This window comes from Streptomyces sp. BBFR102 (genome assembly GCF_051397025.1).
Lineage (GTDB): Bacteria > Actinomycetota > Actinomycetes > Streptomycetales > Streptomycetaceae > Streptomyces.
In genome coordinates this window covers 5,792,442-5,810,694 of record NZ_CP195757.1, presented here as the reverse complement: position 1 = coordinate 5,810,694, position 18,253 = coordinate 5,792,442, and the positions used below count along the sequence as shown (strand labels likewise).

Below are 18,253 nucleotides of genomic sequence, written 5' to 3'. Positions count from 1 at the left end.
GGCGAGGACCGGGGCCGGGCCTGAGCGGACCGTCCGGCCGCGGCGGGAAGCGCGGCCGGACGGTGCGGGTGCCCATCGCCGGCGGCCTCAGCCGGCCGGCTCGTCCGCCGGCAGGCGTGCGCTCCGGGCCGACGGCTGCTCCGGCACGGGCTCGACCAGGCCGCCGCGGGCGGGGGCCCGGCCGTGTTTCATGAGCAGGGCGACCACCACTCCGACGGCGCCGACCAGGGCCGCGTAGCCGTAGGCGTGGGTGAGCGCGCTGTCGGCGTAGACCACGGAGCTGGTGGCCGAGTCGACCATCAGCACGTGGTCGGACATGACCGCGCCGGTGAGTGCCGTGGCGATGCCCGCGGCCAGCAGGGCGGTCATGCCGCCGATCGAGTTGCCCACCGCGCTCTGGGAGGCGGGCAGGGAGTCCTGGAGGAGATTGGCGTTGGAGGAGTGCAGGAAGCCGTTGGCCCAGCCGCCGACCAGGGCCAGCAGGCCGATCTGCCACTGCAGGGTGAACAGCTGGGAGCCGAGGAACATGACCAGGAGGTAGCAGCCGGCTCCGGCGAGGAGGACGTTGCGGGCGCCGATCCTGGTGGCCAGGTGACCGCCGAGCGGTCCCGTGAACATCGCCACGATGCCCAGCGGACAGGTCCAGATGGCGAGTTCGGTGGCGGACAGCCCGGCGCCGTAGCTCAGGCCGGGTATGCCGGCCGGGGTCCGCAGCATGGTGGGGCTGATCAGCGCGTGCGCGTTCATCATGTACGACACGCAGGCGACGGCCAGAACTGTCGGGCCGAACCTGCGGCCCAGCAGGACGTCGAGCGAGATCAGCGGGTGACTGCAGACCCGCTCCCAGGCGCCGAAGCCGATCAGCATGGCGATGCCCAGGACCAGGCACGTCAGCGTGGACCCGGCGGACCAGCCCCACGCACCGCCCTGGGTGATGCCGAGCAGGAGCACTCCGATGCCCGGACCGAGGAGGAGGGTGCCGACGTAGTCGACGGGGCGGCCGACGCGCACCGGACTCTCGGGGATGACGAAGGCGTACAACGGCAGCAGGACGACCGCGTAGAGAGCGAGGAACCAGAAGACGCCCTGGGGACCGTGGTCGTCGATGAGCCAGCCGGCCAGGAAGGGGCCGGCGAGCGCGGCCATGCCGATGCCGGTCACCACGGTGCCCAGGGCGATCGGCACGAAGTCCCGCGGCATGATGTCGCGCACGAGGCTGTACGAGAGGGAGACGATCCCGACCAGGCAGCCTTGCAGGGCGCGGCCGACCAGCAGCACGGCGAAGGAGGGCGCGAGCGCGCAGATCACACTGCCCGCGAAGAAGACGAGCCCGAGCAGGAGGATGACCCGCTTCTTGCCCCACTTGTCCGCCGCCTTGCCGACCAGCGGCATGACGGTGGCTCCCGCGAGGGTCACGATCGAGGCGACCCAGGCGATGTTCAGGGTCTGGAACTCTCTGGCCATGTCCGGCAGTGCCGGGTAGACCATGGTGATCTCGAAGGTGCCGGCCTCCGAGAGGAGGATGACCAGGACGAGCACGGCCAGTGCTCTCCCCCTGGAGACCACCGGGGCGGGGGTGAGGTTGTCTGCCATCGTGTTCCTTTGCCAAGGGTGCGGGGACGTGGACGTGCCGGGAGCACACGCTTGCGGGGGGATGGAGTACGAGGCGCATCTGAGGGGGCGTCAGTCCTGCTGGAGGGTAGGGACCTCCTGGTTCCAGGGCGCGGCCCGTTCCCTCTGGGAGGCCAGGGCGGACAGGAGACCTTCGCCCCCGGCGGGGGCCGCGAACCGCATGCCGGGCGGCACTCCGTCGGCGTCCCGCCCGAAGGGGGCGGAGGCCGGCCGGCCGGTGAGGTCGTGGACGGCCGCGTGTTCGTGGACGGGCCCGGGCCGGCGGGTGCCGAGCGCGCCGAGGCGGGGGTGGACGACGGCGTCGAGTTCGCCGCCGAGTCTCTCGAAGCGGGCGGTGGATGCCCCGGCCACACCGCGGGCACTCACCTCACCGCCCGCTGTCGCGATTGCCGTCTCGACGGCGTCCCACCTGCCGGCCACGGGCTTCTCCTCACAGTCGGACCACCGCGCGGCGCGTCCGTGACCGGGCTCTGCATCCGGTCGCGGACGCGCTCTGCCTCACGACGCTGCTTCCTTGCGTTCCGCACCCGCCGTTCCGGTGCCGAGACACCGGGACGGCGGGGAACGGGGGACGGAGCCTTGGGGTGAGGGGAAGTTACGGCTCGGGGCACCCGCCGACGCGAGGTGTCCCACTCACCGGGAGCACCGGGTGCGCGAAGGGAGCCGGTCCGGCAACCGGGCGGGCCGCCGGCTGTCCAAGCCCGCGGCCTCGGCAGGACTTCCGGCACCGGCCGGTGACCACCGGGCGCCGTCCCCGCTCACAGGGGCGGGCCGCCCTGGGCGGCCGGTCAGAGGGCGCCGTACACCGGCCGGGGGTCGAGGGCTGCCGCCAGGAGCTCGCGGGTGGTCCGCCCCGCCTCCGCCGGGGTCCGGCGGGCGCCCTTGTCGGCGCTCGGGCCTGGGCGCCATCCCTCCATGACGGTGATCCGGCCGCCTTCGGCCTCGAACACCCGGCCCGTCACCCCGACCGAGTCGGCGGAGCCCAGCCAGACGACGAGCGGTGAGACGTTCTCCGGGGCCATGGCGTCGAACCCGCCCTGCCCGGGCGCGGCCATGGTGTCCGCGAAGGTCTCCTCGGTCATCCGGGTGCGGGCGGCCGGGGCGATGGCGTTGACCTGGACGCCGTAGCGGCCCATCTCGGCCGCGGCGACGAGGGTCAGGCCGACGATCCCAGCCTTGGCCGCCGAGTAGTTGCCCTGCCCGACGCTGCCCAGCAGTCCCGCGCCCGAACTGGTGTTGATCACGCGGGCGTCGGGCGTACGACCGGCCTTCGCCTCGGCCCGCCAGTGTGCGGCGGCCTGCCTGAGGGTGAGGAAGTGGCCTTTGAGGTGGACGCGCATGACGGCGTCCCAGTCGTCCTCGCCGAGGTTGACGAGCATGCGGTCGCGCAGGAAGCCGGCGTTGTTCACCAGGGTGTCCAGGCGGCCGAAGGTGTCGACGGCGGTGGCGATCAGCGAGGCGGCACCGTCGGAAGTGGCGATGTCACCGCCGTGCGCGACCGCCTCTCCCCCGCCCGCCCGGATCTCCTCGACGACCTCCCGGGCGGGCGCCGAGGCCCCGCCGGTGCCGTCCAGTCCGACGCCGAGGTCGTTGACGACGACCCTGGCTCCCTCGGCCGCGAGGGCGAGCGCGTGCGCGCGCCCCAGTCCGCGTCCCGCTCCGGTCACCACGGCCACGCGTCCCGTGCACAGTCCGGTCATGTGAGGTGAGGTCCCTTCCAGTCGAGTGGGCGGAATGCCTTCCCGCAGCGTCGGAACCGCTGCTACATTCCCCTAACAAACGTTTGGTGGAAAGGTAGCTGATCTACTCATGGGTGTCTCCACCTCCGCCCCGGACCAGGGCGTCGCCGTCGTCACCGTCGACTTCCCTCCGGTCAACGCCCTGCCCGTGCAGGGCTGGTACGACCTGGCCACCGCCGTCCGTGCCGCGGGGGCCGACCCCGAGGTGCGCTGCGTGGTGCTCGCCGCCGCCGGCCGGGGCTTCAACGCGGGCGTCGACATCAAGGAGATGCAGCGCGCGGCCGGCCACGACGCGCTCATCGGCGCCAACCACGGCTGCGCCGACGCCTTCGCCGCGGTCTACGACTGCCAGGTCCCCGTGGTGGCCGCGGTGCACGGCTTCTGTCTGGGCGGAGGCATCGGCCTGGTGGGCAACGCGGACGCGATCGTCGCCTCCGACGACGCCGTCTTCGGCCTGCCGGAGCTGGACCGTGGCGCGCTCGGCGCCGCCACGCACCTGGCCCGGCTGGTCCCGCAGCACCTGATGCGGACGCTGTACTACACCTCGCGCACGGTGACCGCGCAGGAGTTGCGAGAGCACGGCTCGGTGTGGCGGGTGGTGCCGCCCGAGCAGCTGCTCGACGCGGCTCAGGAACTGGCCAGGGAGATCGCCCTGAAGGACGGGTACCTGATCCGGCTGGCCAAGGCCGCCATGAACGGCATCGACCCGGTGGACGTCCACCGCAGCTACCGCTTCGAACAGGGCTTCACCTTCGAGGCCAACCTCAGCGGTGTCGCCGACCGTGTGCGCGACACCTTCGGCACGGACCGGAAGAAGCAGGCATGAGCAAGGACAAGACCATGACCGTGGAGGAGGTCGTCGGCCGACTGCACAGCGGCATGACGATCGGCATCGGCGGCTGGGGATCGCGGCGCAAGCCGATGGCGCTGGTCCGGGCGCTGCTGCGCTCGGACGTCACCGACCTGACCGTGGTGTCGTACGGCGGCCCCGACGTGGGGCTGCTGGCTGCGGCCGGGAAGATCCGCAGGCTGGTCGCGGCGTTCGCCACCCTCGACTCGGTCCCGCTGGAGCCGCACTTCCGCGCGGCCCGCCAGCGCGGCACGCTGGAACTGGTGGAACTGGACGAGGCGATGCTCATGTGGGGGCTGACCGCCGCCGCCCACCGGCTGCCGTTCATGCCGATCCGCGCGGGCCTCGCCTCGGACGTCATGCGGGTCAACCCCTGGCTCAGGACGGTGACTTCGCCGTACGGCGACGCGGAGGAACTGGTCGCCGTGCCCGCCCTGCGCCTGGACGCCGCGCTGGTCCACCTCAACCGCGCCGACGCGCACGGCAACGCCCAGTACCTGGGCCCCGACCCCTACTTCGACGACCTGTTCTGCGAGGCCGCCGACAGCGCGTACGTCTCCTGCGAGCGGATCGTGGGCGGCGCCGACCTCCTGAAGGCGGCCGGGCCGCAGTCGCTGCTGGTCAAGCGGGCGTTCGTGGACGGCGTGGTGGAGGCTCCGAACGGCGCCCACTTCACCTCCTGCGCCCCCGACCAGGAGCGGGACGAGGCATTCCAGCGCGCCTATGTCCGCGCCGCGGGCGACCCCGAGTCCTGGGCGGCGTTCACGGAGCGGTTCCTCTCCGGTGACGAGCAGGCGTACCAGGCCGCGGTGACGGCGTTCCACGAGGAGGAGGAGACCGCATGAGCGAGACCGCTGCGACGACGGCGACCCGCGCCGAGTACTGCGTGGTGGCCTGTGCCGAGGCATGGCGGGGCGCCGGCGAGGTCCTGGCCAGTCCGATGGGCACCGTCCCGGCGATCGGGGCCCGGCTGGCGAAGCTGACCTTCTCCCCCGACCTGCTGCTCACCGACGGCGAGGCGCTGCTGATGGCCGACGTGCCGGCCCTCGGCGCCCGCGCGGAGGTCGTGGAGGGCTGGCTCCCCTACCGTCAGCACCTGGCGATGGTGACGAGCGGGCGGCGGCACGTCATGATGGGCGCCTCCCAGATCGACCGCTTCGGCAACCAGAACATCTCCTGCATCGGCGACTGGGCCCGGCCCGGCCGGCAGCTGCTGGGGGTACGCGGGGCTCCGGTCAACACCCTGAACAACCCGACGAGTTACTGGGTGCCCCGGCACTCGGCCCGGGTGTTCGTGGAGAAGGTCGACATGATCTGCGGCGTCGGCTACGACAGCGCCGCCGCCGCCGGGCCCTCCGCCACCCGCTACCACCGGATTCCCCAGGTCGTCAGTGACCTGGGCGTCTTCGACTTCGAGACGCCCGACCGGGCGATGCGGCTGCGCTCGGTGCACCCCGGTGTCACGGTCGAGCAGGTGGTCGCGGCCACCGGCTTCCCCCTCGCCGTCCCCGACGAGGTGCCGTTCACCCGTGAACCCACCGCAGAGGAACTCCGGTTGGTCCGCGAGGTCGTCGACCCCGAGCGCGCCAGGGACCGCGAGGTCCGCTCGTGAGCGGGACAGGCGGCGCCGGCACGGCGAAGGAGGCGGGGCGCACCGGCTTCTCCACCCCGCTGACCGAACTGGCCGGGGTGCGGTATCCGATCGTGCAGACCGGCATGGGCTGGGTGGCCGGACCCCGCCTGGTATCGGCCGCCGCCGCGGCCGGTGCCCTCGGCGTCCTCGCCTCGGCCACGATGCCGGTGGACCGGCTCCGCGCGGCCGTGCGCGAGGTCAAGTCCCGTACCGACGCGCCGTTCGGCGTCAACCTCCGGGCCGACGCCTCTGACGCGCCGGAGCGCGTGCGGATCATCATCGAGGAGGGGGTGAAGGTCGCCTCGTTCGCGCTGGCGCCCTCCGCCGGGCTGATCGCCCGGCTCAAGGACGCCGGTGTCGTCGTCGTCCCCTCGGTCGGCGCCCGCAGGCACGCGGAGAAGGTCGCCGCGTGGGGCGCGGACGCCGTGATCGTGCAGGGGGGCGAGGGCGGCGGCCACACCGGGAACGTGGCCACCTCGGTACTGCTCCCCCAGGTCGTCGACGCCGTCGACATCCCGGTCGTGGCGGCAGGCGGCTTCCACGACGGCCGGGGCCTGGTGGCCGCGCTCGCCTACGGTGCCGCCGGCATCGGCATGGGCACCCGCTTCCTGCTCACCTCCGACAGCACGGTCCCCGACGCGGTCAAGGCGAAGTACCTGGCTGCCACCGTCAAGGACGTCACGGTGACGACCAAGGTGGACGGGCTGCCGCACCGGATGCTGCGCACCGGGATGGTCGACGGGCTGGAGCGCTCGGGCCGGGTCTCCTCGCTCCTGCGGGCGGTGCGGCACGCGGCCGGCTTCCGGCGGGAATCCGGGATGAGCTGGGCGGGGATGGTCCGTGACGGTCTCACCATGAAGCACGGCAAGGAACTGTCCTGGAGCCAGGTCCTGCTGGCCGCCAACACGCCCATGCTGCTGCGGGCGTCCATGGTCGAGGGCCGCACCGACATCGGGGTGATGGCCGCCGGCCAGGTCGCCGGAGTCATCGACGACCTGCCCTCCTGCGCCGAACTGGTCGAGCGGATCATGGACGAGGCCCTCGCCACCCTGCGCGCTCTGCCCACCGCCCGCTGACCGAGGCCCCACCGCGCGGCCCGGACCCGTTTCAGGGGTCCGGGCCGCCGGCCGTCCACCCGCTGTCCCGGCGGCGTTCGCGCCCGGCACCCCCGAGCCGCCCGCTCCCTCGACGGGAGCGGGCGGCGGGTCGCCTGCCGAGCGGCGGTCAGAGGCGCTCGACGATGGTGACGTTGGCCTGTCCGCCGCCCTCGCACATCGTCTGCAGTCCGTACCGCCCGCCCGTGCGCTCCAGCTCGTGCAGCAGGGTGGTCATCAGCTTGGTGCCGGTGGCGCCCAGCGGGTGGCCGAGGGCGATCGCGCCGCCGTTGACGTTGACCTTGCCGGGGTCGGCGCCGGTCTCCTTCATCCAGGCCAGCACGACGGAGGCGAACGCCTCGTTGATCTCGACCAGGTCGATGTCGTCGAGCGACATGCCGGCCTTCTTCAGCGCGTAGGCCGTGGCCGGGATCGGCGCCGACAGCATGCGGATCGGGTCCTCTCCGCGCGCGGAGAGGTGGTGGACGCGGGCGCGGGGGGTCAGCCCGTGCTCGCGCACGGCCCGCTCGGAGGCGAGGAGGACGGCCGACGCCCCGTCGGAGACCTGGGAGGACACCGCGGCGGTCAGCCGGCCGCCCTCGACGACGGGCTTGAGGGAGGCCATCTTCTCCAGCGTGGTGTCGCGGCGCGGGCCCTCGTCGGCGGTCACGTCGCCGAAGGCGACGGTCTCGCGGCCGAAGCGGCCCTCGTCGAGGGCACGGACGGCCCGCTGGTGCGAGCGCAGGGCGAACTCCTCCATGTCCTCGCGGGAGATCCCCCACTTCTCGGCGATCATCTCGGCACCCGCGAACTGGTTGACCGGCTGGTCGCCGTAGCGGGCCCGCCAGCCCTCGGAGCCCGCGTAGGGGCCCTGGGTGAGCCCGAGCGGCTCGGCGGCCTGCCGGGTGGCGAAGGCGATGGGGACCATCGACATGTTCTGCACCCCGCCGGCGACCACCAGGTCCTGGGTGCCGGAGAGGACACCCTGGGCCGCGAAGTGCAGTGCCTGCTGGGACGAGCCGCACTGCCGGTCCACGGTCACGCCGGGCACCTCCTCCGGCAGGCCCGCGGCCAGCCAGCAGGTGCGGGCGATGTCGCCGGCCTGCGGACCCACGGCGTCCAGGCAGCCGAGGACGACGTCCTCCACGGCGGCCGGGTCGACGCCGGAGCGCGCCACCAGTTCCTTGAGGACGTGGGCCCCGAGGTCGGCCGGGTGGACGGCGGACAGCCCGCCGTTCCGGCGGCCGACGGGGGTGCGGACCGCTTCGACGATGTATGCCTCGGCCATGCCTGCTGCTCCTTCTGTGGTGTCCCGCATGTCTCGTCCGCACGGCGTCGTGCCCGTACGGCCTCGTCCGTCTGCGACGCCCCGCCCCTGCGGCGGCGTCAGGTCCGCACGGCGATGCCCTCCAGCACCATCGACAGGTACTGGCGGGCGATCTCCTGCGGACTGTGCTGGCCGTCCGGCCGGTACCACGACGCGGCGACCCACACGGTGTCGCGCAGGAAGCGGTAGGTGAGCCGTACGTCCAGGTCGGCGCGGAAGGCTCCGGTGGCCACGCCGCGCTCCAGCGTCCCGAGCCAGGCTCGTGCGAACTTCTGCTGGGAGTCGGTGAGGTAGGCGAAGCGCGGCAGGCTCTGCAGGTGCCTCGCCTCCTTCTGGTAGATCGCGACGGCGGCACGGCGCCGGCCGATCTCCCGGAAGGACTCGGTGACCAGGGCCTCGATGGTCTCCCGGGGCCCGGACTCCGCGTCCAGGACCGCGTCGTAGCGCTCCCAGAGCTCGTTCAGGAAGGTGGAGAGGATCTCGTCGACCATCGACTCCTTGGAGTCGAAGTGGTAGTAGAGGCTGCCCGCGAGCATGCCCGCCTCGTCCGCGATCTTGCGCATGGTGGTGGCGTTGTAGCCCTGCGCGGCGAACACCTCGGCGGCGGTGGCCAGGAGTTCCTCGCGCCGCTCGGGTGAGGGCGGTGTCACGTTCTTCTTACTGCTGTCGGCTTTCGGCACCCGCTCATCCTCGCTCAGGCATGCTGACTGCTGACGGACAGGACCTCGCCTGTCAGGTACGAGGAGTAGCCGCTGGCGAGGAAGACGATCGTGTTGGCGACCTCCCAGGGCTCCGCGTACCGGCCGAACGCCTCCCGGGAGGTCAGCTCGGCCAGCAGTTCGGGGGTGGTGACCTTCACCAGGTGGGGGTGCATGGCCAGGCTCGGCGCGACCGCGTTGACCCGGACCCCGTACTCGGCGGCCTCCAGGGCGGCGCAGCGGGTGAGCGCCATGACCCCGGCCTTGGCGGCGGCGTAGTGGGCCTGGCCCTTCTGGGCGCGCCACCCGATCACCGAGGCGTTGTTGACGATCACCCCGCCGCTGCCCGCCTCCTTCATCCGGCGCAGCGCGGCGCGGGTGCAGCGGAAGGTGCCGTTGAGGGTGACGTCGAGGACCGTGGCCCACTGGTCGTCGCTCATGTCGACCAGGTCGGCGGTGCCGCCGAGTCCCGCGTTGTTGACGACGACGTCCAGCCGCCCGTGCTGCTCCCGGGCCAGGTCGAAGAGCGCTTCCACCTGGCTCTCGTCGGTCACGTCGCAGGTCAGTGCCGTGACCCGGTCCGCGCCGAACTCGTCGGCCAGGGCGGTGCGGGTCTGCTCCAGTCTGCGGGCGTGGGTGTCGGAGACGAGGACGTCGGCGCCCTCTTCGAGCAGCCGCCGGGCAGTGGCACCGCCGATGCCGGCGCCCGCGGCGGCGGTGACGACGGCCGTGCGGCCCTGGAGCAGGCCGTGGCCCGGGACGTAGACGGGGGCGGTGGTCATGGGCGGACCTCTCTGGGCAGACCGAGCACCCGCTCGGCGATGATGTTGCGCTGGATCTCGTTCGAGCCGGCGTAGATGGTGTCGGACCGGGAGAACAGGAACAGCCGCTGCCAGTCGTCGAGGTCGTAGGGCTCGCCGGCGGCGAGCATCCCCTCGGCGCCGCAGACGTCCATGGCCAGCTCGCCCAGTTCCCTGTGCCAGGTGGCCCAGTAGATCTTCCCGATGGACGCCTCCGGGCCGGGGGCTCCGGCCGCGACGCCATCGAGCATGCGCAGGGCGTTGAACCGGATCGTCTCCAGGCCGGTCCAGGCCCGGGCGAGCCGGTCGCGGATCAGCGGGTCCTCGGCCGCGCCGTTGCGGCGGGCCAGGTCGATCAGGGCCTCCAGCTCGCGCCGGAAGCCGACCTGCTGGCCGAGGGTGGAGACACCGCGCTCGAAGCCGAGCGTGGCCATGGCGATCCTCCAGCCCTCGCCGGGCGCGCCGACGATGTGCGAGGCGGGCGTGCGGGCGCCGTCGAAGAAGACCTCGTTGAACTCGCTGGTGCCGGTGAGCTGGGTGATGGGGCGGACGTCCACACCGGGCTGGCCCAGGGGGACCAGGAGATAGGAGAGTCCCTGGTGGCGCACCGACCCGGGTTCGGTACGGGCGACGACGAAGCACCAGTCGGACTCGTGGGCGAGCGAGGTCCAGATCTTCTGCCCCGTCACCCTCCACGCGTCGCCCTCGCGCTCGGCCCGGGTGCGAACGTTGGCCAGGTCGGAGCCCGCGTCCGGCTCGCTGTACCCCTGGCACCACAGCTCCTCCACCGCGACGATCGGCGGCAGGAACCGCTCGCGCTGCTCCGGCGTCCCGAAGGCCATCAGGGTGGGCCCGAGGAGCTGCTCGCCCATGTGGTTGACCCGGGCGGGGGCGTCGGCGAGGGCGTACTCCTCGTGGAAGGCGACCTGCTGCTCCAGGGTGGCCCCGCGACCGCCGAACTCCTCCGGCCAGCCCACGCAGGTCCATCCGGCGGCGGCCATGTGGCGCTCCCAGGCGCGCCGCTCGGCGAACGCCTCGTGCTCCCGGCCGGGTCCGCCGCGCCCGCGCAGGGCCGCGAACTCGCCTTTCAGATTGGCCCGCAGCCAACCGCGGACCTCGGTGCGGAACTCCTCGACGCTGGTCATGGATGTACGTTAACCTACCAAACACTTGTTAGGGAAGGAGGGGCGGATGCCCGCTGCCCACGACGACCGAGCCGCCGAACGCTCCACGGAACAGGACGGTCCGGTGCGCTACCACCGGCAGGGACCGGTCGCGACGCTCACCATGAACCGGCCCGAGTACCGCAACGCCCAGAACTCCGCCATGACCTACGCCCTGGACCGGGCCTTCTACCAGGCCGCCGCGGACGACGAGGTCAAGGTCGTCGTCCTCGCCGGCGAGGGGAAGCACTTCTCGGCCGGCCACGACATCGGCACCCCCGAACGCGACGCCCACCTGCCCTTCGACCGCAAGGCGGGGCTGTGGTGGGACCACTCGGACAAGGCGGGGGCGGAGAGCCGTTTCGCCCGCGAGTCCGAGGTCTACCTCGGCATGTGCCGCCGCTGGCGGGAGCTGCCCAAGCCCGTGGTCGCCTCGGTGCAGGGCGCCTGCGTCGCGGGCGGCCTGATGCTGGCCTGGGTCTGCGACCTGATCATCGCCTCCGACGACGCCTTCTTCGCCGACCCGGTGGTCCGCATGGGCATACCCGGCGTCGAGTACTTCGCGCACCCCTGGGTGATGCCGCCGCGCATCGCCAAGGAGTTCCTGTTCACCGGTGAGCGGATGAGCGCACAGCGCGCGTACGAGATCGGCATGGTCAACCGTGTCGTGCCGCGCGGCGAACTCGCCGACCGTACGGCCGCGCTGGCCCACCGCATCGCCGAGATGCCGCGCATGGGACTGGCGCTGACCAAGCGTGCCGTCAACCAGGCCGAGGACCTCCAGGGCCTGCACACCGGTATGGACTCGGTCTTCGGACTGCACCACCTGGCGCACGCGCACAACGCCGAGACCGCCGCCGATCCGCTCGGCGGTATGGACATCCGCGCCATGAAGAAGGGGCCGGCCTGATGGACCTCGAACTCACCGCCGCCGACGAGGCGTTCCGTGCCGAGGTCCGCGACTGGCTGCGCGCCCACGTCCCCGCGCAGCCGCTGCCCTCCCTGGAGACCGCGGAGGGCTTCGCCGCCCACCGGGAGTGGGAGCGCACCCTGGCCGCCGACCGCTGGTCGGTGGTCTCCTGGCCGGACGAGTACGGCGGGCGCGGCGCCTCGTGGCTGCGGTGGCTGGTCTTCGAGGAGGAGTACTACGCCGCGGGCGCCCCCGGCCGGGTGAGCCAGAACGGCATCAACCTGCTCGCCCCCACCCTCTTCGAGCACGGTACCGACGAGCAGCGCGCACGCCTCCTGCCCCCGATGGCGAGCGGCGAGGTCGTCTGGGCCCAGGCGTGGTCGGAACCCGAGTCCGGCTCGGACCTCGCCTCGCTGCGCTCCACCGCCGTCCGCGCCGAGGGCGGCTGGCTGCTCAGCGGCCAGAAGACCTGGTCGTCGCGGGCCGCCTTCGCCGACCGCGCCTTCGGCCTGTTCCGCAGCGACCCGCACGCGGACCGGCCCCACCGGGGGCTGACCTATCTGATGTTCCCGCTGGACGCCGACGGGGTGACCGTACGGCCCATCGGGCGGCTCGACGGCAAGCCCGCCTTCGCCGAACTCTTCCTCGACGACGTCTTCGTCCCCGACGAGGACGTGATCGGCGAGCCCGGCCAGGGCTGGCGTGCCGCGATGAGCACGGCCGGCAACGAGCGCGGGCTGACGCTGCGCAGTCCCGGCCGGTTCACGGCTGCCGCCGGCCGGCTCACCGAGCTGTGGCGCTCGGCGGCCGAGCCGACGGACACCGCCCTGCGCGACCGGGTGGCCGACGCGGTCATCGCGGCCCGCGCCTACCAGCTGTTCGCGTACCGGAACGTCTCCCGGATCGCCCAGGGGGAATCGATCGGCGCCGAGTCCAGCCTGAACAAGGTCTTCTGGTCCGAACTGGACATCGCGCTGCACGAGACCGCCCTCGACCTGCTCACCTCGCGCGGCGAACTGTCCGACGCCGCCCCCGACGCCCCGGCGCACGGCGCCTGGGCCGAGGGCCACACGTTCTCCCTGGCCGGCCCCATCTACGCGGGAACCAACGAGATCCAGCGCGACATCATCGCCGAGCGGCTGCTCGGCCTGCCGAAGGGACGCCGGTGATGCGGTTCCTCCTGACCGACGAGCAGCGGGAGTTCGCCCGCTCGCTGGACGCCATGCTCGCGGCGGCCGGCACCCCCGCGATCGTCCGGGCCTGGGCCGGCGGGGACACCGCGCCAGGACGCGCGCTGTGGTCGAGGGTGGCCGACGCGGGGGTCTTCTCCCTCGCCGTCCCGGAGCGGTACGACGGGGTCGGCCCCCTGCCGGTCGAACTGGCGGTCGCCTTCACCGAGCTGGGCCGCCACGCGGTGCCGGGCCCGCTGGTCGAGACCGTGGCGGCGGCCGCCTTCCTGGACCGGCTCGGGGACGCGGCGATCGCGGCCGACTGGCTCCCGGACATCGCCTGCGGCAAGTCGGCCGTCTCCTTCGCCCGGCTCACCGACGACGCTCCGTACGCGCTGGACGCCGCCACGGCGGACGGGGTGTTCGCCGTCGACGGTGACACCGTGCGCCTCGCGGAGTCGGCCGGTGAGGTGCAGCAGTCCACCGACCCGGCCCGCCGGCTCGCCCGTCCCGTCGGCGGTGCCGTCCTCGCCCGGGGGCCCGCCGTGACGGCCGCCGCCCGGCAGGCGACGCGCGTCGCCCGGCTGGTGACCGCGGCGCAGTGCCTCGGCCTGGGCCAGGCCCTGCTCGCGCGCACCGTGGAGTACGTCGCACAGCGCACCCAGTTCGGTGTGCCGATCGGCTCCTTCCAGGCGGTCAAGCACCGGCTGGCCGACGCGCTGATCGCCTGGGAGTTCGCCCAGCCGCTGCTCCACTCCGCCGCTCTGGCGCTGGCCGCGGACGACGCGGACGCCGGACGCGAGATCGCCGCCGCGAAGGTCGCGACAGGACGGGCCGCCCACGAAACGGCGCTCACCGCGCTGCACCTGCACGGGGCCCTCGGCTACACCGACGAACTCGACCTGTCCCTGTGGATGCGCAAGGCGCGGCCCCTCCGCGACGCCTGGGGCACCCCCGCGGAGTGCCGGGCCCGCGTCCTGTCCCACCCGGGGGCACCACCAGCGGCCGCACCCGCTCCGGCCTCGGCACGAGAGACGGTGGACCAGTGAGAGTGAACCAGGAGCAGGACGAACTGCGTTCTGCCGTACGGGCGTTGCTCACCCGCCACGAGGGCCCGAAGGCCTGGCGCCCGCTGACCGAACAGATCGGCGCCGCCGGACTCTGCGTCCCCGAGGAGTACGGCGGCGCGGGGGGTGGCGCGGTCGAGGCACATGTGGTGATGGAGGAGCTGGGCCGGGTGCTGAGCCCGCTTCCGTATCTCGGCTCGGCCGTCGCGGCCGTACAGGCGCTGCTCGCCTCCGGGGACGGCGACGCCTGCGCGCGGCTGCTGCCGGGCATCGCCGCCGGCACCACCGTGGGTGCGCTGGCCTGGGCGGAGGGCGGGACGTGGGACCCCGCGGCGATCCGGAGCACGGCCTCGCCGGGCCCCGGCGGCGTCTGGCGCGTCCACGGGGTCAAGCGAAACGTGCTCGACGGCGCCACCGCCGACGTCCTCCTGGTGGCCGCCCGCACCGACTCGGGGCTCTGCCTCTTCGAAGTGCTGGCTGACGCCCCCGGCGTGGAGGTCGCCGCGTCCGTGGCCATGGACAGCAGCCGGCCACTGGCGCGGCTGGGCTTCGAGGGGGCCGAGGCCCGGCTCGTGGGGGTGGACGGTGACGGCGCCCGGGTGCTGTCCCACGTCCTGGACCTGGCCTGCGTGGCGCTCGCCGCGGAGCAGGTCGGGGCGGCGGAGCGGTGCCTGGAGATCACCGTCGCCCACGTCCGGGAACGCGTGCAGTTCGGCCGGCCGCTGGGCTCCTTCCAGGCCGTCAAACACCGGCTGGCCGACGCGTACGTCCTGGTGGAGTCGGCCCGCTCGGCGGCGCTGGGTGCCGCCTTCGCCTCGGCAGAGGAAGCACCGCGGCCGGGGGACCTCAGCAGGTACGCGGCCGTCGCCAAGTCCGCCTGTTCCGAGGCGTTCTCGACGGTGGCGGGCGAGATGATCCAGCTGCACGGCGGCATCGGCATCACCTGGGAACACGCCGCACACCGCTACTTCAAGCGCGCACACGGCTCGTCCCAGCTCTTCGGCCCGCCCGCCTGGCACCGGAGCCGTCTCGCGCGCGGTCTGGCCCTGGGGTGAGGAACGGCCCGGAAGCGTCCCGGCCCCCCGACGGCGCTCCGCCGAGGGCCGCAGGGCCGCACCACGGACTCGCAGCGGGGCGCCGGAGATGACCGGTGTCCGACCCGGATGTCCACACCCGCCTCGCCACCACCGGTGAGGTACTGGGGGCGGGCATCGGCCTGCGGCCCGGCCCGTGGGAGTCCCGGGAACGCGCGCGTGAGCGCGTCCGGTCCCGGGCTGCTCGACGAGGCGGACGGCCTAATCGTCGCCGCCACCGTCGGTGGAACGCCTCCGGCCGCCGGACTTGCCGGCGCGGAGGACGGCTTCGGCCGCTCCGAGGGTCACGGCCGACACGGCGCGGGTCCAGCGGGGGCCGCCGCGGGCCGCCCACACCACGCAGGCGCAGCCGCCGACGGCGAGTGCCAGAAGGACAAGCAGCAGACCGATCAAGTTCTCCACCTCTGCGCCGAGTTGCCCGGTCGGCCAATCCTCTCAGACGGGCCGACGGGACAGCCCGGGGCCCTGTCGCCGGCACCTCATTCGTCCAGTACCACCCGGCGGGACTCCCCCGGGCCCAGTGCGAACTCCCCCTGGGGCAGGGTGATGGTGATCGGGATGCGGTCCGAGGCGGGGACCGCGATGTCCAGGACGCCGGGGCTGGCCCGGATGGTCACGCCCCAGTGGTCCCGATAGCGCAGGGAGAAGCAGTAGTGGGACAGCTCGGGGAGCGGAACGGGGTCCAGGGCCAGGCCACCGGGACGGGTCTCCAGGCCCGTGAGGCCGCCCTGGACCAGGTCCAGGGTGCCGGCCATCGCGCCGAGGTGGATGCCCTCGCCGGTGGTGCCGCCCTGGAGGTCGGCGATGTCGCCGCGCAGGGCTTCCTGGACGAACGTCCAGGCGTCGGCGCGGCGTACCCGGGCCAGGACCCAGCCGTGCACCAGGCCGCTGAGGGTCGAGCCGTGGCTCGTGCGGCGCAGGTAGTGCTCGACGGTGCGGCCCCACAGCGCGTCGTCGAAGGTGTAGCCGAGGCGGGCGAACAGCTCCACCAGCTCCGAGGGTGAGAAGAGGTAGCCGAGCATGAGGACGTCGGCCTGTTTCGATGCCTGGTAGCGGTCGACGGTGTCGCCCTCGGCCTCCAGGATGCGGTCGAGCCGGCGGATGTCGCCGTACTTGGCGCGGTAGCCGTCCCAGTCGAGTTCCCGCAGCTTGCCGTAGCCGTCGAACTGGCTGATGACTCCGTCGTGGAAGGCGATGTGCAGGTTGCGGGAGACCTCCTCCCAGTGTTCCTCCTCCGCGGCGTCGAAGCCGGTGTGCATGGCGAGTTCCGCGCGGCGGGGGGCGGGGAGGTTGCGGAGGAGTTCCAGGGCGCGGGTGATGACCCAGGTGGCGGTGATGTTGGTGTAGGCGTTGTCGTCGAGGCCGGGGCGTTCGGCGTCGGGGTACGCCTCGTGGTACTCGTCGGGGCCCATGACGCCGAGGATGCGGTAGCGGCCCAGCTCGGGGTCCCAGGTGGCGGAGCGGACCCAGAACCGGGCGATCTGGAGCAGCATCTCGGCGCCCTTGGTGTGGTGGAAGTGGGCGTCACCGGAGGCTTCGTAGTACTTGACGACGTTGTAGGCGATGGCTGAGCTGACGTGGCGCTGGAGGTGGGAGTGGTCCTCCAGCCAGCGCCCGGAGCGCGGGTTGAGGTGGAGTTGCTGGGTCTCCTCGCGCCCGTCGCTGCCACTCTGCCAGGGGTACATGGCGCCGCCGAGGCCGATGGCCTCGGCCGCCTCGATGGCGTGTTCCAGACGGCGGTGGCGGTAGGTCAGCAGGGCGCGGGAGACCTCGGGGAAGTGCAGGTTGAGGTAGCGCAGGACGAAGAGCTCGTCCCAGAAGACGTGGCCGCGGTACGCCTCGCCGTGCAGTCCGCGGGCCGGGACGCCGGCGTCGAGTTCGGCGGTGTGCGGGGAGAGGGTCTGCAGGACGTGGAAGAGGTGCAGGCGGAGGATGAGTCCGGCCTCGTCGGGCACATCCAGCTCGGCGCGGCGCCACAGGTCGCGCCAGGCGGCGCGCTGGTCGGCGACGAGTTGGTCGAAGGCGGGGGCGGTGCGGGCGTGTTCCACGGCCGCGTCCCGGGGGTCGCTGATCGCCCGGTCGTGGCCGGTGTACAGGGCCACGACCTTGTCGACGACCTGGCTGTGGCCTGAGCGGAGGGCGAGGCGGAAGCGGCGGACGCTGCGGCCTTCGGTGTCGGCCTCCTCGACCGGCGTCCCGGGCGGCACCGCGTGGCGGGCGGCAAGGGCGATCTCGATGTCGGAGGTGGTGGTGGAGCAGGCCAGCCAGGCCACATCGCCGCGGTTTCCGGCGCCGGTGCGCTGGGCGGTGAGGTGCCGGCCGTCCAGGTCGCGGTAGCGGGCGACGCCGGAGTTGGTGACGGTGCCGTCGAGGGCCGCTTCGACCTCGACCTCGCCTTCCCAGTTCTCGGCGGTCAGCTCGGTGCGCAGGGCGGCGAGGTGGGGGTTCTCCATACTCACCAGCCGGGTCTGGCGGACGAGCAGGAGGCGGCCGTCGGGGTCCTCGTAGCGGGTGCGGCGTTCCAGGACGCCGGCGTCGAGGTGGAGGGTCTGGCTGTGCTCGACGATCCGTGCGGTGCCGGGGGTGAACCAGGTGCTGTTCTCCCCGTCGACGCGTCGTACGCGTAGCGGCAGCCAGTTGGGGAGGTTGACCATGTCCTCGTTCTCGACGTCGCGGCCGGAGACGTGCGAGGTGAGGCGGTTGTAGCAGCCGGCGGCGTACGTGCCGGGGTAGTGGATGTCGTCGGCGTCGCACTCGGGGAAGGCGCCGCGGGTGGCGAAGTAGCCGTTGCCGAGAGTGCAGAGGGATTCGCGGAGTTGTTCGTCGGCGGGGGCCCACTCGTCGTACTCCCAGGTCCAGGACGTCACGATGTCTCCTCGCGCGGGCTGCGGGCGGTGTGGGAAGGCGCGGCGTCGAAGGGGCGACGCCGGGCGGGGTGGGCGCGGGGGTGGGCGGCGGGCGCCTCTTTCCGGGCGGTGGCGTGGACACGTGTCGAGTCCGCCGCCACTCCGCCGACGCCGAAGACCACGGCGTCCGCGTCTCGCGGGGGTGGCGGAACGTCGGTCTCGGCCATCGCG

Annotated in this window: 18 protein-coding genes; 8 read left to right on the top strand and 10 right to left on the bottom strand. The window is 73.1% G+C overall.

Annotated features, from left to right (window positions below):
- Nucleotides 1-87: 87 nt before the first annotated feature.
- The 3 genes from ACSLIC_RS25785 to ACSLIC_RS25775 form a co-directional block, all read right to left on the bottom strand.
- Entirely contained in the window at nucleotides 88-1,593 is a 1,506-nt protein-coding gene (locus ACSLIC_RS25785; RefSeq protein WP_436740090.1) for an MFS transporter, read from the bottom strand.
- Between the two features lie 90 nt (nucleotides 1,594-1,683).
- Nucleotides 1,684-2,052, bottom strand: a complete 369-nt coding sequence (locus ACSLIC_RS25780) for a hypothetical protein (RefSeq protein WP_436740089.1) — start codon at nucleotides 2,050-2,052, stop codon at nucleotides 1,684-1,686.
- Nucleotides 2,053-2,420: 368 nt separating this feature from the next.
- A complete protein-coding gene (locus ACSLIC_RS25775) occupies nucleotides 2,421-3,332 on the bottom strand; it encodes an SDR family oxidoreductase (RefSeq protein WP_436740088.1) in 912 nt (303 codons plus the stop codon).
- A 109-nt stretch (nucleotides 3,333-3,441) separates the two neighbouring features.
- Here ACSLIC_RS25775 and ACSLIC_RS25770 point away from each other — a divergent pair, with 109 nt between their 5' ends.
- From ACSLIC_RS25770 to ACSLIC_RS25755, 4 genes are read left to right on the top strand one after another with little or no spacing between them, the layout of a single operon-like run.
- Nucleotides 3,442-4,197 carry an enoyl-CoA hydratase family protein gene (locus ACSLIC_RS25770; RefSeq protein WP_436740087.1) on the top strand — a complete coding sequence of 252 codons (756 nt, stop codon included), beginning with the start codon at nucleotides 3,442-3,444 and terminating at the stop codon, nucleotides 4,195-4,197.
- Nucleotides 4,194-5,066, top strand: coding sequence for a CoA transferase subunit A (locus ACSLIC_RS25765; protein WP_436740086.1), 873 nt, complete (start codon nucleotides 4,194-4,196; stop codon nucleotides 5,064-5,066). Before ACSLIC_RS25770 ends, ACSLIC_RS25765 begins: the two co-directional genes overlap by 4 nt.
- Complete coding sequence (locus ACSLIC_RS25760; protein ID WP_436740085.1) at nucleotides 5,063-5,833, top strand: CoA-transferase subunit beta; 771 nt, start codon at nucleotides 5,063-5,065, stop codon at nucleotides 5,831-5,833. Before ACSLIC_RS25765 ends, ACSLIC_RS25760 begins: the two co-directional genes overlap by 4 nt.
- Nucleotides 5,830-6,930: an NAD(P)H-dependent flavin oxidoreductase gene (locus tag ACSLIC_RS25755; protein ID WP_436740084.1), complete on the top strand. Its 1,101-nt coding sequence runs from the start codon at nucleotides 5,830-5,832 to the stop codon at nucleotides 6,928-6,930. Before ACSLIC_RS25760 ends, ACSLIC_RS25755 begins: the two co-directional genes overlap by 4 nt.
- Before the next feature lie 148 nt (nucleotides 6,931-7,078).
- Here the strand turns inward: ACSLIC_RS25755 and ACSLIC_RS25750 are convergent, their stop codons facing one another.
- From ACSLIC_RS25750 to ACSLIC_RS25735, 4 genes are all read right to left on the bottom strand, one after another.
- A complete protein-coding gene (locus ACSLIC_RS25750; RefSeq protein WP_436740083.1) occupies nucleotides 7,079-8,236 on the bottom strand; it encodes an acetyl-CoA C-acetyltransferase in 1,158 nt (385 codons plus the stop codon).
- A 98-nt stretch (nucleotides 8,237-8,334) separates the two neighbouring features.
- Nucleotides 8,335-8,955 carry a TetR/AcrR family transcriptional regulator gene (locus ACSLIC_RS25745; RefSeq protein WP_436740082.1) on the bottom strand — a complete coding sequence of 207 codons (621 nt, stop codon included), beginning with the start codon at nucleotides 8,953-8,955 and terminating at the stop codon, nucleotides 8,335-8,337.
- Nucleotides 8,956-8,969: 14 nt separating this feature from the next.
- Complete coding sequence (locus ACSLIC_RS25740) at nucleotides 8,970-9,755, bottom strand: SDR family oxidoreductase (protein ID WP_436740081.1); 786 nt, start codon at nucleotides 9,753-9,755, stop codon at nucleotides 8,970-8,972.
- Nucleotides 9,752-10,918 carry an acyl-CoA dehydrogenase family protein gene (locus ACSLIC_RS25735; RefSeq protein WP_436740080.1) on the bottom strand — a complete coding sequence of 389 codons (1,167 nt, stop codon included), beginning with the start codon at nucleotides 10,916-10,918 and terminating at the stop codon, nucleotides 9,752-9,754. Before ACSLIC_RS25735 ends, ACSLIC_RS25740 begins: the two co-directional genes overlap by 4 nt.
- Before the next feature lie 46 nt (nucleotides 10,919-10,964).
- Between ACSLIC_RS25735 and ACSLIC_RS25730 the strand changes: the two genes are divergently transcribed.
- The 4 genes from ACSLIC_RS25730 to ACSLIC_RS25715 are packed head-to-tail and all read left to right on the top strand — an operon-like array spanning nucleotide 10,965 to nucleotide 15,137.
- Nucleotides 10,965-11,846 carry an enoyl-CoA hydratase gene (locus ACSLIC_RS25730; RefSeq protein WP_436740079.1) on the top strand — a complete coding sequence of 294 codons (882 nt, stop codon included), beginning with the start codon at nucleotides 10,965-10,967 and terminating at the stop codon, nucleotides 11,844-11,846.
- The gene (locus ACSLIC_RS25725) at nucleotides 11,846-13,015 is read left to right on the top strand and encodes an acyl-CoA dehydrogenase family protein (protein ID WP_436740078.1); all 1,170 of its coding nucleotides are present in this window, start codon (nucleotides 11,846-11,848) and stop codon (nucleotides 13,013-13,015) included. Before ACSLIC_RS25730 ends, ACSLIC_RS25725 begins: the two co-directional genes overlap by 1 nt.
- The gene (locus ACSLIC_RS25720) at nucleotides 13,015-14,064 is read left to right on the top strand and encodes an acyl-CoA dehydrogenase family protein (protein WP_436740077.1); all 1,050 of its coding nucleotides are present in this window, start codon (nucleotides 13,015-13,017) and stop codon (nucleotides 14,062-14,064) included. Before ACSLIC_RS25725 ends, ACSLIC_RS25720 begins: the two co-directional genes overlap by 1 nt.
- Before the next feature lie 2 nt (nucleotides 14,065-14,066).
- Nucleotides 14,067-15,137 carry an acyl-CoA dehydrogenase family protein gene (locus ACSLIC_RS25715; protein ID WP_436740076.1) on the top strand — a complete coding sequence of 357 codons (1,071 nt, stop codon included), beginning with the start codon at nucleotides 14,067-14,069 and terminating at the stop codon, nucleotides 15,135-15,137.
- Nucleotides 15,138-15,377: 240 nt separating this feature from the next.
- On the opposite strand, the gene ACSLIC_RS25710 is transcribed toward ACSLIC_RS25715, so the two are convergent.
- The 3 genes from ACSLIC_RS25710 to ACSLIC_RS25700 form a co-directional block, all read right to left on the bottom strand.
- On the bottom strand, nucleotides 15,378-15,578 hold the full coding sequence (locus tag ACSLIC_RS25710) for a hypothetical protein (protein ID WP_436740075.1): 201 nt from the start codon (nucleotides 15,576-15,578) through the stop codon (nucleotides 15,378-15,380).
- Between the two features lie 77 nt (nucleotides 15,579-15,655).
- The gene (locus ACSLIC_RS25705) at nucleotides 15,656-18,043 is read right to left on the bottom strand and encodes a glycoside hydrolase family 65 protein (protein ID WP_436740074.1); all 2,388 of its coding nucleotides are present in this window, start codon (nucleotides 18,041-18,043) and stop codon (nucleotides 15,656-15,658) included.
- Nucleotides 18,040-18,249 (bottom strand): hypothetical protein, encoded by a 210-nt coding sequence (locus ACSLIC_RS25700; protein WP_436740073.1) that lies wholly within the window; start codon nucleotides 18,247-18,249, stop codon nucleotides 18,040-18,042. The genes ACSLIC_RS25705 and ACSLIC_RS25700 overlap by 4 nt, the downstream gene beginning before the upstream one ends.
- Nucleotides 18,250-18,253: the final 4 nt, after the last annotated feature.